The organism is Bacteroides sp. L10-4, from assembly GCF_013373675.1.
Lineage (GTDB): Bacteria > Bacteroidota > Bacteroidia > Bacteroidales > Bacteroidaceae > Bacteroides > Bacteroides muris.
Genome location: NZ_JABXJH010000014.1, coordinates 18,417 through 34,898 on the forward strand (window position 1 = coordinate 18,417; position 16,482 = coordinate 34,898).

7 protein-coding genes are annotated in these 16,482 nt (G+C 51.7%); 6 read left to right on the forward strand and 1 reads right to left on the reverse strand.

The features are described from left to right. The first annotated feature begins 10 nt into the window (after positions 1–10). Positions 11–1,672 carry a RagB/SusD family nutrient uptake outer membrane protein gene (locus HU824_RS06535; protein WP_176468418.1) on the forward strand — a complete coding sequence of 554 codons (1,662 nt, stop codon included), beginning with the start codon at positions 11–13 and terminating at the stop codon, positions 1,670–1,672. 50 nt (positions 1,673–1,722) lie between these two features. After that, positions 1,723–2,550 carry an MBL fold metallo-hydrolase gene (locus tag HU824_RS06540; RefSeq protein ID WP_016272048.1) on the forward strand — a complete coding sequence of 276 codons (828 nt, stop codon included), beginning with the start codon at positions 1,723–1,725 and terminating at the stop codon, positions 2,548–2,550. Positions 2,551–2,753: 203 nt separating this feature from the next. Here the strand turns inward: HU824_RS06540 and HU824_RS06545 are convergent, their stop codons facing one another. Then, positions 2,754–6,836: a two-component regulator propeller domain-containing protein gene (locus tag HU824_RS06545; RefSeq protein WP_176468419.1), complete on the reverse strand. Its 4,083-nt coding sequence runs from the start codon at positions 6,834–6,836 to the stop codon at positions 2,754–2,756. A 356-nt stretch (positions 6,837–7,192) separates the two neighbouring features. On the opposite strand from HU824_RS06545, the gene HU824_RS06550 reads away from it, so the two are divergent. From HU824_RS06550 to HU824_RS06565, 4 genes are all read left to right on the forward strand, one after another. Further along, positions 7,193–8,854: a carboxylesterase/lipase family protein gene (locus HU824_RS06550; RefSeq protein ID WP_176468420.1), complete on the forward strand. Its 1,662-nt coding sequence runs from the start codon at positions 7,193–7,195 to the stop codon at positions 8,852–8,854. A gap of 468 nt (positions 8,855–9,322) precedes the next feature. Continuing rightward, entirely contained in the window at positions 9,323–12,403 is a 3,081-nt protein-coding gene (locus HU824_RS06555; RefSeq protein ID WP_176468421.1) for a TonB-dependent receptor, read from the forward strand. A gap of 25 nt (positions 12,404–12,428) precedes the next feature. Beyond that, positions 12,429–14,072: a RagB/SusD family nutrient uptake outer membrane protein gene (locus tag HU824_RS06560; RefSeq protein WP_136010621.1), complete on the forward strand. Its 1,644-nt coding sequence runs from the start codon at positions 12,429–12,431 to the stop codon at positions 14,070–14,072. 12 nt (positions 14,073–14,084) lie between these two features. Next, positions 14,085–16,451: a glycoside hydrolase family 3 C-terminal domain-containing protein gene (locus tag HU824_RS06565; RefSeq protein WP_176468422.1), complete on the forward strand. Its 2,367-nt coding sequence runs from the start codon at positions 14,085–14,087 to the stop codon at positions 16,449–16,451. Positions 16,452–16,482: the final 31 nt, after the last annotated feature.

A 16,482-nucleotide genomic window follows, 5' to 3' on the forward strand; every position in this document is an offset into this window, starting at 1 on the left:
TAGAAGAAGTATGAAAAGAAAATATATCTTGTCCGGACTGTTGGCGTGTGCACTCACATTCTCCGCATGCGATGTCGATTTGCTGGATATTCCCCAGAAAGGTGTAGAGAATGAAGAGAACTATTATCAGACGGACGAACAGTGCGAGTCTGCCATCGCTGCCGTCTATGCGTCCTGGCGGAATGCTTATTCCGGGCGTGGTGAGAAAGCCTCGCAGTATGCCAACGGTTTCTTCCTGAAAAACTTCCTGGCCGATGATTTCAATTCGGGCGGTGCCCGCTCCGACCAGGTGTATGCGCAGGAGATATACGAGAGTGCGATAGTGCCCACGAACGGTTGGGTGGAAAACTATTATAAGAGGTTGTATGCCACGATTTATTTGGCCAATCTGGTGATTGAGCGGTTCGATGCCGCTGAGAGTGAAGTGAAGGCAAGAAACATTGCCGAGGCCAAATTCTTCAGAGCCATCTGCTATTTCGAGCTGACCACTTTGTGGGGGACTCCTCCTTTGGTAGATAGGGTATTGAAAAATTCGGAAGAGTATAAGGTGCCCAACTCCACTGCCGGACAGCTGTGGAAATTCATGGAGACGGATCTTACGGAAGCTATAACTTCCGGGAAACTCACTTCGAAAGCGAGTCCGGAGGATAGGGACGGGGGAACCCGCGCCACGCTGGAGGCTGCCCGGTGCTTGCTGGGAAAGGTCTATCTGTATCAGGAGAAATATGCCGATGCCAAAAGTGAGTTGGAGAAGGTCATATCCTCCGGCAAATACGATTTGATAGCCGACGTCGGCACGTTCTATCATCCGGCCTCTGCAGGCTGCGAGGAGTATGTGCTGGAGTGTGTGCGCCATTACGACCCTTCCAACATGTATTCTCAGGAGGGCTGGTACGGCATCTTGGCCAATTGGGGATTCGGCTACGGCTTTATAGCCGGTCCGGAAGCGTCCATGCACTATAAGTTCAACACCACCAGCGGTTACAGCTATTTCAATCCGTCGAAGTCCTTGTATGATGCCTTTGTGGCCGAAGAGGGTGCTGACGGGTATCGTTTGAATGCTTGGATCAGAACCTGGGAGCAGGTGGTTGCCATGAACATTGCGGTGAACACGACGACCAATAAATATGCCAGCGAAGGCTATTTCCGTCTGAAATGGCTGGCAAGCACCGATGACGAATTTGTAGGGTATTGGTGTGGAAACCAGAGCAACACTCCGGTCATCAGATATGCGGATGTCTTGTTGATGGCTGCCGAGGCTTGCCTCCAGGCGGGCGACCAGGCCGGTGCCGACGAATATTTGGGCAGAGTGCGCGACAGGGCCCGTCTTCCCAGAAAGAGCCATGTGACGCTCTCCGATATAAAGCTGGAGCGCCGCCTGGAACTTGCCATGGAAGGCACACGCTTCCAGGACCTGAAGCGTTGGGGAGATGCTCCGGCGGTATTGGCGGATAAAGGGAAAAAGTTGCCGACCTTCCAGATTGTACCCGACCCGAGTAATAATCTGACTACGGCGGCAGGCATCTACAACGCCCGTTATACGACCAAGATTACCTATGTCGACAATGAAAAGCCGTTGGCGGGTTGGACTCCCGGTCGCGACGAGTGGCTGCCGTTTCCAGAAAACGAGTTGGAAGTGAACGGCAACCTGAAACAGAATCCCGGTTATTGATTTATCCTGAGAAATTCGCAATTCGATTTAACTGTATAAATAAGAGAAACATGAAAAGAAGTTTAGTGATGTTTGCCCTGCTGCTTGCTTGCATGTCCATAGGGGCGCAGACGGTATTCAAGAATGAAGAGGTGGAGGTTTCCTTGCTGAAAGAGAAGACCTGGGTGTTCTCTACTTGGGACCATACTACCATGTATCTGATAGAGGGCGAAGACAAGGCCGTACTGATTGATACCGGCACGCGTTGTGCGGATTTGGATAAGATTGTGGGACAGATAACCCCGAAACCGCTGGAAGTGATTGTCACCCACATGCACCCCGACCATGCCGGATGCATCAAGTATTTCGATAAAGTATGGATGCATCGGGCCGATACGGTGCTGGTGGCCCAGCATGCGGCGGATTATAAAGGAGAGTTCCTCTATATGGAAGAAGGACAGGTGTTCGACTTGGGCGGACGCAAGCTGGAAGTGGCATGGATGCCCGGACATACGCCCGGCTCGGTGGTACTCCTGGACAAGGCAAACGGAGACTGCTATTCGGGTGATGCGTTCGGTTCGGGCGAAGTATGGCTGCAGTGCGTGCCGATGTCTCCCGTCGCCACTTTCCATGAGTCGTGTTGCCGTATGGAAAAGCTCATGAAGGAAGGGGGCATCAAGGATATCTGGTGCGGACATTATCCTTATCTGAAATCCTCTTTGTCGCTGGCCTATATTCAGACGATGATACGTATTTCCCACAGACTGATGAATGGAGACCAGGAAGGCTCGGAACCTTATTCCAACTATTTCATCAAGATGCCTCCCACTGCGAGGAAGTTGTCCGAAGGCCGTGCGATGATTGTATATGATTCGACTAACATACCGGAAGCCCGGTAACCCGCAAGGCTATTCCTTTCTTATTTTAAGGCGTAGTCCTTGCATGCACGAGATGTGCATCTTATGTGTATCGAGATGTGCATCTCACGCTGTTTGAGATGTGCATCTCGTGCATAGAAGGAGCGGTTGATAAAAGAATGAAGGTTATACCTTCACCCCTGAAAGGCATAACCCTCATGCAGCAGGCTAAGTAGCCCGTCCTTTTATTTGCCGTATTCGCTCGGACTTGCTCCAAACTGTTTCTTGAAGCTCTTCGAGAAGTGGGACAGCGTGCTGAACCCCGTCATGTCCGCAATTTCCGAGACGGTATATTTCCCTTCCGTTATCAGTTCGGCGGCGCGGTTCAACTTGTAGGTCTTGAAGAAGGTGCTGGGATTCTCGCCGGTCAGTCCTTTCACTTTATAGTAGAACTTGGTACGTGATATTCTCAGCAGCTCGGTCATGCGGGCAATGTCCAGTTCGGGGTTGGAAAGCTCGCTCTCCATCAGGTGGTAGAGTTCGGTCATGAAGACGTTGTCTTGCGGGGAGAGGATGTTTTCTTCTATCTTGTCCGTCTGGGTGGCTCTGCCAAGCATGCTGCGTGCTTTTTCACGGTTCCTGAGCAATGACTTGACGAGTGCCAGCAGATAGGTAGGGTCGAAGGGTTTCGTCACGTAGGCGTCGGCTCCGGTATTCAGTCCTTCCACCTGGTTTTCCATCGTGGCTTTGGCCGTTACCAGAATCACCGGCAGGTGGCAAAGCTGCAGGTCCTCTTTTATTTCCCGGCAGAGTTGGTAACCGTCCTTTCCCGGCATTACCACATCGCTGATAATCAGGTCGGGAGCCTCCTCGCGCATGGCCTTCAGTGCGTCGTCGGCATTGAAGCGGCATATCACCTTATAGTGGGAGGAGAGGAGCATGCGCAGGTAGTGGGCCACTTCGGTATCGTCGTCCACCACCAGTACGGTGAATTGCTTTTCGTCGGTGCCGGCCTTGTCTCCGGCAAGCTGCGAGGCGGAGGCGAGCGGGAAGGCTTCCGACTGGTTGTTTTGTTCCGTTGCCCGTTCGTCCTCGGCATACACTGCGTCGTTGACGGGCAGTATGAAGGTGAATACGGCGCCGCTTCCTTCGTCGGGTTGCCGGGCCTTCAGTTGTCCGTGATGAAGTACGGCCAGACTGCGTGCGTAGTACAGACCGATGCCGGTTCCCCAGTTGTAGGTTCCTTCTGCCTGGTTTCCTATCTGGTAATAGCGTTCGAAGATTTTCTCTATCTTGTCTTCAGGGATGTTCTGTCCCGTATTGGCTACGGATACTTTGATGTACTGCGTGGCCCGCTCCTCTGGCGGCAGGCTGAAGGATTGCGAGGCATCGTCACGGCTTATCACGTCGAAGCTGACGTTGATTCTCCCGCCTTGGGGAGTGAACTTCAGGGCATTGGACATCAGGTTGTTGAAGATTTTCTCCACCTTGTCCTCGTCCAGCCACATCAGGAAGGTGTCTTCCAGCCCATGGGTGCTCAGGTCGATGCATTTGTCACCGGCGTTTACTTGAAAGACGCTCACTTGCCGTTGCAGGCAGGCGATGACGTCGGTGCGTCTTACTTGCAGGCGCAGGGTGTCGTTCTCCAGTTTGTTGAAGTCCATCATCTGGTTGACGAGCCTTAGCATGCGGCTTACGCTGCGCTGTACGATGAGGAGCAGGTTTTTGTCCTCGCCTTCTATCCGGGAGCTGTTGCAGAGTTGCGTTACCGGTCCGGAAATCATGGTGAGGGGAGTACGGAATTCGTGCGAGATGTTGGCGAAGAAACTCATGTTCATTCGGTTCACCCGTTGCTCCTGCTCTTTTTCCAGGCGGGCGCGGCGGGCGGCTCCTTTTTCTGCCCTGATGCGCAAAAGGGCACGCAGGAAGAGAAGTACGAGGGTGGTTGCCGACAGGAAGTAGATGCAGTAGGCCCACCATGTGTGCCAGGGGGCAGGATAGACCTTGATGCGGATGGAGTTTTCGGCCTCCACGATGCTCCGGTCGTTGTTGGTGATTTTCACGTGGAACACATACTCTCCGGCGGGCAGGTTGGCGTAGTAGGCTTCGTGGTTGTTGCGGGCGTCTATCCAGTAGTTGTCGAAGCCCTCCAGATGGTATTGGTAGTGCACTCGTCCGTACTCGCTGTAGTTCAGGGCGGAGAAGGAGATGCTGAAACTGTTTTGGTCGTGTCGCAGGTGTATGTCGGGGCGGTAGGAGAGGTGCTTGTCGATGGTCTCTCCGTGCAATTGCGGACGTATCAGCTTGTTGTGTATCTTCAGGTCGCTGAACAGCAGCGGGATGTTGCGCTTTATGGGTACGTCGATGGGGTTGAAGAGTGTGAGCCCGTGCGTGCCGCCGAAGACGAGCGTGCCGTCGGGCAGGCGGCACGAGGCGCGGTCGTAGAACTGGTTTCCGCCTATGCCGTCGGCGGCGTAATAGTTGGTGAATCGTGCGGTTGTCCGGTCATATTTGCTCAGACCGTATTGGGTGCTTATCCATAGGTTGCCTTGCAGGTCTTCCTCGATGCCCGATATGTCGAGGCAGGAGGTGCCGGGCATGGGTGTCATCCGGCCCGTTTCGGGATGGTAGCACATCAGGCCGTTGCTTACGGTGCCTATCCAGAGAATGCCGTATGTGTCTTTGTACAAGGCCGTGGGGACGAATACGGAGCGGCGGATGCAGGCTTTCCAGTCCTCCTCCGCGATGTCCACCGTGCCCGTTTCCAGGTTTTCGATGTCAATCTGCTTGATGGGTTGGTAGAAGCCCGTCACCATCAGCCGGCGGTTGTCCATCATCGCCACGCCAGGCACGAAGGTGAATCCTTCGAAGAGCTTCATCGCCTCGAATTCCTTCTTGCCGGGGCGCAGGGCATAGACGTTGACCGTGGCGGTGCCTATCCAGATGGTTCCGTCGGGCGACTGGGTGATGGACATGGGCAGGAAAATCCGGTGCCGTTCTTCTATCTTCAGTTGCCCGTCGGGCGTGTAGCGTGCTTTCAGTACTTCGTTGTTGGTGATGGCCATCCATAGGTTGTTGTCGCTGTCCACCATCAGCTGGTTCGCGTAGATGGCTTTCTGTTTCTCTTGCTCGCAAAACGTTTCGGGGTCGATGTGCCTGATTTCGCTGCTCTTCGTGTCATACACGTAGATGCCGTCCATCAGGGTGGAAATCCACAGTTTGTTGTCTTTGCCGGCGCTTAGCGACACCACGGATTTGTTGTTCAGTTCGGAGCGCAGGTAGTTGTCGTTGTTGAACCGCTCCTTGTAGTGGTAGCACACGGTGTATCCCTGGTCTACGGAGCCTATCCACAGGTTCTGCTGCGAGTCGGTGAACATTTGGTTGATTCGGAAGCGGGGCATCTCGAAGGGGAATCCGTTCTCGTCCTGGCGGGTCACACTGCCGGTGCCCGGGTTGTAGTAGAACATACCATGCCTGGCAGTGTTCAGCAGCAGACTGTTGTTACCGTAGGGATGTATGTAGACGATGTCGGCGTTGCACAGCGTGGTGTTTCGGGCGATGGGCTGCGGCAGCGGCTTGAAGCTGCGCGTGCGGGTATCGAAGATGCTGAGTGTGTGGTTGCCGGTTATCCACAACTCGTTATTGTGCAGATAAGAATAGTAGGGATATCCGCTGAGGGCAACCGTCTCTTTCAGTTGCAAGGTGGAGAGGTCGTAGCAGTAGAGGTTGACGGCAGTCATTACCCAGAGGTTGTTGTCGGGGGCAATGTGGCACTGGGCGTAGAAGGTATGTCCGGAGCTGATGTCAGGCAGTACGCAGGTAATTTTTTCCGTTTCGGGGTGGTAGGCGTAGAGCTGGAAACCGGTGTTCAGGAAGATGCGCCCGTTGCGGTCTTCAAGTATTTGCCGTATGTTCTTGTTGTCGGCTTCGACAGGAATGATGCGGAAATTGTCTTTGTCGGTATAGAGGCACACACCGTTCACGGTGCCCACCCAGAAGCGGTTCTTGGAGTCGCGCAGCAGGTGGGTAATCTGGTTGTCGGGTAGTCCCAGCGAGTCGTCGGTGCAGAAGTACTGGTGGTAGTCGTGCACGTCGTATCTGTTCAGCCCGCGGAACGTGCCTATCCATATATGGCCTTGCGCGTCTTCGGCTATGGCGGTGACTTTCTGGTTGGAGAGGTCGTTGGCGATGATGGGACTTTCGATTTCGGCATCCTGGTTTTCAGATGATGGCTCTTTGGCATCGCATGCCTGCAAGCAGACGGCAAACAAAGTTCCGGCCAGCAGGCAGAGCAGGGTGCAAAGGATTTTCCGGTTAGGCAAGGTCATATTAAAAGGTTTTGAATGATGTGCGAAAATAAGGATAAAAAATTGAATATAAGTTGCTTTACAGCATGTTTTGAACAAAAAGGCAAACATTTGAACCTACGGGCAAGCGCTTTTAAACTTCCGGGCAAATCCTTTTTACATATCGGCCAGCCCCTCCGGCGCAATCGGCGTAATATTGCAACCGGAAAAAGTGAACGAGTTAACAAGGCTACAAGTGAACAAGGCTTTTCCTTGTAATCGCTTTAAAAAGCAAGATATAGGCCGAGGGCTGTTTATCCCTTCTTGTAGCCTTGTCAACTTGTTCACTAAAAGCAAGTCAAAGACAAATTATCAACTTAAAAAAACGGTATACAACCATGAAAAAGCAACCTTTATCTATGCTTGCGTTGGCCTTCCTGCTGATTCTCTCCTCTTGCGGACAGACAGCGGGCGTGAAGACCGCCGACGCGCAACAAGCTCCGGGCGAAATCATCGCCTCTTCCGAGACAGCCATCACCGAAACAGAGTCGGGCAAAGTGGGAGGATTCCTGCAAGACGGTATCTATATATATAAAGGTATTCCCTACGCCAAGGCAGAGCGCTTCATGCCGCCCCAGCCTGCCGACAAATGGGAAGGCGTGCGCAGTAGCCGCATGTTCGGTCCCACCTGTCCGCAGGGGAAGCGTGCCGGCTGGGGTGCCGACGAGCATGCTTTCGCCTTCCACTGGGACGACGGCTATCCCGGCGAAGACTGCCTGCGGGTCAATATCTGGACTCCGGGCCTGAACGATGGCAAGAAGCGTCCCGTCATGGTGTGGCTCCACGGCGGCGGCTATGCGGCAGGCAGCGGGCAGGAACTTCCCTCCTACGACGGTTTCAACCTTGCCAAGAAAGGTGATGCGGTGGTAGTCACGCTCAACCACCGTCTCAACGTCCTCGGCTTCCTCGACCTTTCCGCCTACGGCGACAAATACGCCAAATCCGGCAATGCCGGCCTGCTCGACCTCGTGGCAGCACTTCAATGGGTAAACAAGAATATAGCCGCGTTTGGCGGCGACGCACAAAACGTAACGATTTTCGGACAGTCGGGCGGCGGCGGAAAGGTATCTACATTGCTTGCCACTCCGTCTGCCAAAGGGCTCTACCACAAGGCCATCGTTCAGAGCGGCTCCATGCTTCGCACGATGAATGCCAAGTATTCCCGTCGCATCGGCGCAGCCGTGATGGACGAGCTGGGACTGAAAGCCTCGCAGATAGACGAGTTGCAGAAGATGCCTTACGAACGGCTGTTTGCTGCCGGTGAGAAAGCCGTTGCCAAGGTGAAGGCCGAGGCCGAGAAAGAGGACGGCATATCCACCTTCATCTTCGGATGGGCGCCCACCGTGGACGGAGACGTGCTGCCCGCACAGCCCTTCGACCCGCAGGCGCCTGCACAGAGCAAGGACGTGCCCGTGATGATAGGAACTACCTTGCACGAGTTCACCATGAGCACCTACGTGCCCGCTTTCCGCACCATCACCAAAGAAAAAGCCGTGGAATTCCTGAAACAACGCTACGCTGACCGCACGGACGACTTCCTCGCCGCCTTCGCGAAGGCTTACCCCAACTACCAGCCCAAGGATTTGGTAGATGTGGATTTCGTATTCCGCCCCGGTGCGGTGGAGCAAGCCAGACTGAAAGCTGCGCAGCAGGGTGCTCCGGTCTATATGTACATGTTCGCCTGGGAATCTCCGGTGCTCGACGGCATGTTCCGCAGCACGCACTGCATGGAGATACCTTTCGCCTTCAACAATGCCGTGGTCCACGCCTCCATGACGGGCGGCGGCGCCGAAGCGCAGGCCCTGGCCGAGAAGATGAGCAGTGCCTGGCTGAACTTCGCCCGCACGGGCAATCCCAACGCAGAAGGCCTGCCTCAGTGGGATGCCTATACCGAAGAAGGAGGAGCCACGATGTTCTTCAACAACCGTTGCGAGGTGAAGCACCACCACGACAAGGAATTGCTGGAGGTGGTACGGGCGTTCCCTACGCGGGGATTCTGAGGCTTTCCGACGCAGAACCGAATTGTTGGCTTTAAATAATAGAGCTGGTCCGGTGAACGGTTTCCCCATTCATCGGACTGACATTAAAACAACTCAATATTATGGCAAAAACATTTAGGTGCCTGGCAGCGGAAGCGGAAACGGTGGCTCCGGTGAGGACGGCGACCAGAACGAATATCCTTTGGGATAACCTGACGAGGGGGTGCGTTGCCCCGCTGACGAGGGGTGACGTTGCCTTGCGAAGGTAAAGAAACTGAAATATATCAAACTCAGGTTTATGAGATAAATAGTGCTACCTCACCAACAAACCCAGGTTATGATTTAGAAAGCGTACATCATCCTCCTTATACAATAGTAGTCAATTACGGTTATCCATATACAATGAGATACGGTTGGTGTCAACCCTATTAATAACCATCGACTTGTAACTAATAATGTAACTATAAATCTAATTTTAAACTAACTAAAATGAAACGAATCATGAATCAAGCAGCCCGAAAGAGACTTGCCGCTATGGCACTCTTTCTCTTAATCTGCCTTCCTTTCTCTCTGGCACAAGCCCAGACCGTGAAAGTGACCGGTAAGGTGACTGACAACCTGAATGAACCGATGATTGGTGTAAGTATCGTAGAGAAAGGTACTACCAACGGTTGTATTACCGATATTGACGGTAATTATACATTGAATGTAAATCAGGAAGCGACAATTATTTTCTCTTACATCGGCTACATAACCCAAGAGAAACAAGCCGTTGCCGGTGTGATGAACATTGTCTTGAAAGAAGACAGCGAGACGCTGGACGAAGTGGTGGTAGTAGGTTACGGTGTGCAGAAGAAAAGCTCCGTGACGGGTGCCATTTCGCAGGTGAAGGCCGAAGACATGCAAAACCGTACTATCAGTGATGCTTCACAAGCCTTGCAGGGTAAGACAGCCGGTGTGCAGTTGATTACGACTTCTGCCGCTCCGGGTTCCTCACCTACGGTACGTGTGCGCGGTTATTCGTCCAATGCGGCTTCCAGTCCGCTTTATGTGGTGGATGGCGTACGCATGAGCAGCATTGCCGGTATCGACCCTAATGATATTGCCAGCATGGAAGTGTTGAAGGATGCTGCTTCCGCTGCTATCTATGGTGCTGAGGCCGGTAACGGTGTTATCCTTATATCAACAAAGAAAGGTAAAGCCGGACAAGGAAAAATTACGTATGACTTCCAGCTTTCTACGCAATCCATTGCCCGTATGCCCAAGTTGCTTAATGCAGAAGAATACGTTGATTACATGTCGGAAAGCAGTGCTTTCGACCCCAATTTCATAAAAGCCAATTGGGATGGAAAGACCAGTACGGACTGGCTGGATATTGCCTTTGAAAACTCATTGATGATGAAGCATAACTTGGCTTTTGCCGGAGGTGGCGAGCAGGGGAATTACTATCTGTCACTGACTTATCTGGACAATGACGGTATTGTAAAAGGCAAAGACGATGTTTACAGACGTATGACAGCTACCGTCAATGCCGAGTACAACATAAAGCCCTGGTTGAAGGTAGGTACGACAAACCAGATTGAGAAGTATAATACTCGCGGTGTATCTACGCAGAATGCTTATGGCAGTTTCCTGCAAGCTGTCTTGATGATGGATCCTTTGACACCGGACACTTATGCACCGGACAAATTGCCTGCCCACATGCAGAATGCACTGAATCAAGGCAGTACTTTGTTGCAGGACGAAAACGGCAACTATTATGCCTCTTCTCTTTTCTATGAAGGTGAAAACTACCATCCTACAGTGATGCGTAAGAATACCATCGGCCGTAACAGCGGATTCAATGTCAATGGTTCTATTTATGCGGACTTCACGCCCATCAAGGGATTTACCTTTACTTCCCGTTTCGGCTACCGTCTGGGGGGCACTCGCTCTGCTACAACCAATTTGCCTTTCTATGGCAACTCAATACAGAAACGTGATTATGTAAACGTAAGTAGCCAGTCTTCTACAAGCATTTATTACCAATGGGAAAACTTTGCCAATTACGTAAAATCGTTCAATGGGCATACCATCAATGCCATGCTGGGTATGTCGTTCCAAGAATCCACTTACGACTATGTAAAAGGTTCTCTCGACCCGGATGGCGAGCATGCCGTACTTCAGAACAATCCGTTGTTCTTTTATCTGAATTACGGTGCTGCTTCTGCAATCAAGGGTATCGGTGGTGAGAAGACCCGTTCGGCCAAGATGTCTTACTTTGGCCGTGCAAGCTACGATTATATGGGGCGCTATATGGCTCAGTTCTCGCTGCGTGCTGATGCGGCAGATATGTCACAACTGCCAGTGACAAACCGTTGGGGATATTTCCCGGCAGTCTCTTTAGGTTGGACGGTTTCGGAAGAAAAGTTCTTTGAGCCGGTGAAACAGCACGTCAGCAGCTTGAAGCTGCGCGCCAGTTGGGGACAGAACGGTAGCCTTTCCGCATTGAGTGGTTATGCCTACAGTACGGATATGGCTTCCAGCGGTATCTATCCGCTGACCGGAGGCAATGGTTTCACTACTGGTGTGAACCCCGCTTCATTGGGTAATGATGAGTTGAAATGGGAGACATCCGAACAGATTGATTTTGGTATGGATGCCCGTTTCCTGCGTGACCGCTTGATTTTCAGCGTAGATTATTATGAAAAGAAGACGAAAGATTTGTTGGTGCTGGATACGAAACCCTCTCTCAGTATCGGTGGAAAGACCTCTCCGATGAATGCCGGTAATGTAAGCAACAAAGGCTGGGAGTTTGAATTGGGCTGGCGCGATAACATCAAGGATTTCAGCTACGGCATCCGTGCCAACTTGGCCACATTGAAGAATGAAGTAACTTATCTGGATCCCTCACAGCCTCGTATTGAAGGAGCTTCATTCCATACTTACAAACTGAGCTACTTTGAAAAGGGCTATCCGGTGTACTATTTCCGTGGTTATCAGTTTAATGGTCTGGACGAAAAGGGCAATCCTACTTTCAAGGACCTTGATAACAGCGGCACTCTTAATGAAGGCGACTTGGCTTATATTGGTGATGCCATTCCCGATTTTACGTATGGTATTACCTTGACAGCTGCCTATAAAGGGCTTGACCTTACTATATTTGGTACGGGTTCACAAGGTAACGATATTTTCCATTGTTACTACCGTCCTGATTATAGTAAGAGTAACCGTTTGAAAGAAGTTTGGTATGATAATCATTGGTCTACAAACAATCCGACCGGTACAGTACCTTTGGCTAATGCTAATAATATAGACCAGTACATCCAGTCCGATGCGATGGTTTACGATGCTTCTTTCTTCCGCATCAAGCAGATTCAGTTGGGCTATACCTTGCCGAAATCACTGCTGAAAAAGGTATTTATCAACAACATGCGCCTTTATTGTTCACTTGACGACTTCTTCGTTTTCACAAAATACCCCGGTTTCGATCCGGAATCTTCGGCTAACGCCACTACGGGTATGGGTATTGATATGGGTGGTTATCCTGCTTCCAAGAAAGTGGTGCTTGGTTTCAATATAGAATTCTAACTTTTAAACTTAATGGTATAAGACAATGAAAGCAACACATTATATATATGTACTTTTTGCAGCCTTGTTTACCTTGGCATGCACTGGCTGTGAAGACCGCTTGAATATAGAGAAACACGGTAGTCTGGGAGGTCCCGAGAATTACTATAGAACTGATGCAGAGGCTGAGGCTGCCGTGGCTTCTATGCTTATCTCTTGGCGTGATGTATATTCCAATTGGTTTTATGTGAAAAACAGCCTCTCTGATGATGCCTATACAGGTGGTGGCTCCCGTGGTGACAATGCCATGATGGAGCAGTTGAATGAATTCACGTTCTTTACAGACAATGGTCTGGTTTCCGGTTTGTATTCCGGACTTTATACTGTGGTTTATAAAGCCAACTTGATCATAGAGAATGTAAAAGGTGATTCTCCAATCATGAGACGTGCTGTGGCCGAGGCTAAATTCTATCGGGCATGGTCTTATTTTGAGTTGGTCACTTTGTGGGGTACTGCTCCTTTGGTGGACCATTTGTTATCTCCGTCCGAGTATCACGTGAGCAACAGTACACCTGAAACTCTGTGGGCCTTTGTGGAGCAGAATCTTGAAGAAGCCATTTCTTCCGGTGCATTGCCATCTAAATCCGGTGTAAACGATGAGGATGCTACTTCACGTGTTACGCTTGAAACAGCTAAAGCTTATCTTGGTAAAGCTTATCTTTTCCAAGGTAAATATTCTGATGCTGCTACTGTTTTGGACGAAGTCATTAATTCTAAGAAATATGAGTTATATCAAGGCGGCTTTGACATGTTGGGACATGCTGTGACTAACAATTGTAGTGAATCTATGCTTGAAGTACAACGTCGCAATAATAGCGAACAAATATGGAGTCAGTTCGTACAGTTCTATATAATGTTGGGCTGGCGTACAAGCCACATGTCATATGGTGTTAAGGCTCTGTCTGAAGAGGGCATTGCAATGGGTACTTATGGATTCTTTAACCCTACCAAGTCTTTGTATGATGCTTTTGTCGAAAGAGAAGGGGTGGACGGTTATCGTCTGAAGAGTACGATGCGTACCTATGAACAAATGAATGAAGTGGAAATGGCTATTAATCCGGGATTCTATCTGGTTGGTAACGAGGGCTATTTCTTCTGGAAAACTCGCCTTTTGGCCTCAGATAATATTATTGATCAAAGTGGGTTCCAGTGCTTTCAATATACTAACCTGCGTGTGATGCGTTATGCAGAAGTATTGCTTATGGCCGCTGAGGCTCATGTAATGGGTGGTGGCTCTGCCGACAAGGCTGTGAAGTATATTAATGAAATCCGTACTCGTGCCAAGCTTGTTCCGCTTTCTTCCGTGACATTGGATGATGTGAAGAAGGAAAAACGCCTTGAACTTTGCTTGGAGAGTGTTCGTTTCCAGGATTTGGTTCGCTGGGGTGATGCAAAAGCTGTGTTAGGTGAACAAGGCAAGGCCATTCCAGCCTATGGCTACTTTGTCAAAATTGGTGCTGATGGCGAACCGGTTGTGGATGCAGACAAGAATCCGGTATTTGAATTCAGACTGGAACCGGAAAACGTAAAGAACTCTGTGTATGGTTTCCAAGACAAACACATGCTGTTGCCTATTCCTCATGCAGAATTGAATGTGAATCCCAATATCAAGCAAAATACAGGTTGGTAATCCTAATAAAACATGAAAAGATTCTTAACTCCCCTTTTCACCTTTTGCGTGGCGCTGGCTGTGAATGCACAGCCGGTGCCCGCCACCGGTTCGCCCGTGCTGCGTGCCGACAACATCGATGAAGTGGTCAGCGCCTTGACCCTCGAAGAGAAGGTACACCTCGTCATCGGATGCGGCATGTCGATGGGCAGTGACTCCAAGTTCCCCGGTACCGCCGGACGTACCTACGACATACCCCGCCTGGGCATCCCATCGGCTTTCCTTGCCGACGGACCGCACCGCCTGGCGATGGCTTCCAAACGAGAGTTCGACAGCCGCACCTATCACGCCACCGAATTCCCCTCGAGCACCACAGTGGCAGCTACGTTCAATCCTGATGCCGCTTACCGTGTAGGCCAGGCTCTGGGCACCGAAGTGAAAGACTACGGTATGGACGTGCTCCTCGCTCCCGGTGTCAACCTGATGCGTAACGCCCTCTGCGGACGAAACCACGAGTATTATGCCGAAGACCCCGTGCTGGTGGGCAAGATAGCCGCCACCTACATCAACGGCATCCAGAGCGAAGGTACCGGCACCTGCCTGAAGCACTTCGCCGTGAACAACCAGGAGACCAACCGCAACAACAACGACTCCCGACTGACGCAGCGCCCCTTGCGCGAGCTTTATCTGAAATGCTTCGAGATAGCCGTCAAGGAGGCTCAGCCCTGGAGCGTGATGACCGCCTACAACAAGGTGAACGGCAAATACACCTGCGAAGACCGCGAACTGACCGAAGATATCCTCCGCAATGAATGGGGATTCAAGGGATTGGTGATGTCCGACTGGAATGCCGGAAAAGATGCCGTGACTTCCATCGCGGCAGGTAACGACATGTTGCAGCCGGGGCAGGAACGCCAGTACAACGCCATTCTGGAAGCCGTGAAGAACGGCACGCTGGATGAGGCGCTCCTCAACCTCAGCGTGAAGCGTGTGCTGGAGTTTGTGGTGAAGAGCCACACCTTCTCCGGTTACAATTATCCCAACGAGACCGACCTCAAAGCCCATGCGCAAGTGGACCGTCAGATAGGTGCCGAGGGCATCGTGCTGCTGGATAACAAGAATGCGCTGCCTATGGCTGCCGGCATCAGGAAGGTAGCCCTTTACGGCACTACTTCTTACGACATGGTTCCTGCCGGTATGGGATTCGGCAGTACGGGCTTCGGATATTATACGGTCTCTATGGTAGAAGGCTTGCGCAATGCGGGCTATACGGTAGATAAGGATTTGCTGAACCGCTACAAGAAGCACATGGCCGACGAGCAGAAACGCCTCTTCCCCCACGGTCGTCCTCCTTTCTCGTTCACTCCGCTGCCCCGTGCCGAAGAGTTCCTGCCCACTGCCGAGGAACTGGCCGCGCAAGTGAAGGCCAACGACATCGCCGTGCTTACGCTGGGACGTGTCAGTGGTGAAGGCTGCGACCGCCGTGTGGAAGATTTCCTCTTGAAGGAGAACGAACTGGCTCTGATAAAGCAAGTGTCTGCCGCCTATCGTGCCGCAGGCAAGAAGCTGGTGGTGGTTCTCAACATCTGCAGCCCCGTGGAGACTGCTTCATGGAAGGAACTGGCAGATGCTTTGGTATGCGCTTTCCAGCCCGGGCAGGAAGTGGGCAACTGCATTGCCGACGTGTTGACGGGTAAGGTGAACCCCAGTGGCAAGCTGCCCATGACGTTTGCCGTGAAGTATGGCGACGCGCCGTCGGATGCCAATTTTCCCTTCGACTATGAGTTCAAGTTGCCGTCGTTCGCCATGGGTACCGGCATGAACTTCAAGTCCGACAAGAAAGAGGAGAAACCGAAAGAGCCGGAACGCAACGTCGATTTCACCCTCTACGAGGAGGGCATCTACGTGGGTTACCGCTACTTCGATACCTTTGGTAAAGAGGTGTCTTACCCCTTCGGCCACGGACTGAGCTATACCACCTTTGAATATGCGGTGGAAGAGGCTGCCATCGACGGTGACCGCTGCCGCATGAAAGTGAGCGTGAAGAACACCGGCAAGGTGGCAGGCCGTGAAGCCGTGCAGCTCTATGTCAAAGCTCCCAAGGGCGGCATGGACAAGCCCGTCAAGGAACTGAAAGCCTTCGGCAAGACCCGTCTGCTGAAACCCGGCGAGAGCCAGACCCTGACATTGGAGTGGAACGTGATGGACATGGCCTCCTTCAACGAGAAAAGCAGTTCTTGGGAGTTGGCTAAGGGTGAATATCAATGGATGGCTGCCGCCTCTTCGGCCGACGTGCGTTGCACTACGGTGCAGAAGGTGGCAAAGGCACGCAAGCAGAAAGTGCACGATGCCATGCGGGCACAAGTGCCGGTGGCTGTGCATCCCATGGTGAAGAGATGAGGTATGCATGTGCATCACCTGAAAAAACTGA

Excerpts from the sequence above, each read along its gene's own strand:
- HU824_RS06535 (WP_176468418.1), top strand. The coding sequence starts at position 11 with ATGAAAAGAAAATATATCTTGTCCGGACTGTTGGCGTGTGCACTCACA.
- HU824_RS06545 (WP_176468419.1), bottom strand. The coding sequence starts at position 6,836 with ATGACCTTGCCTAACCGGAAAATCCTTTGCACCCTGCTCTGCCTGCTG.
- HU824_RS06565 (WP_176468422.1), top strand. The coding sequence starts at position 14,085 with ATGAAAAGATTCTTAACTCCCCTTTTCACCTTTTGCGTGGCGCTGGCT.
- HU824_RS06550 (WP_176468420.1), top strand. The coding sequence starts at position 7,193 with ATGAAAAAGCAACCTTTATCTATGCTTGCGTTGGCCTTCCTGCTGATT.
- HU824_RS06560 (WP_136010621.1), top strand. The coding sequence starts at position 12,429 with ATGAAAGCAACACATTATATATATGTACTTTTTGCAGCCTTGTTTACC.
- HU824_RS06555 (WP_176468421.1), top strand. The coding sequence starts at position 9,323 with ATGAAACGAATCATGAATCAAGCAGCCCGAAAGAGACTTGCCGCTATG.
- HU824_RS06540 (WP_016272048.1), top strand. The coding sequence starts at position 1,723 with ATGAAAAGAAGTTTAGTGATGTTTGCCCTGCTGCTTGCTTGCATGTCC.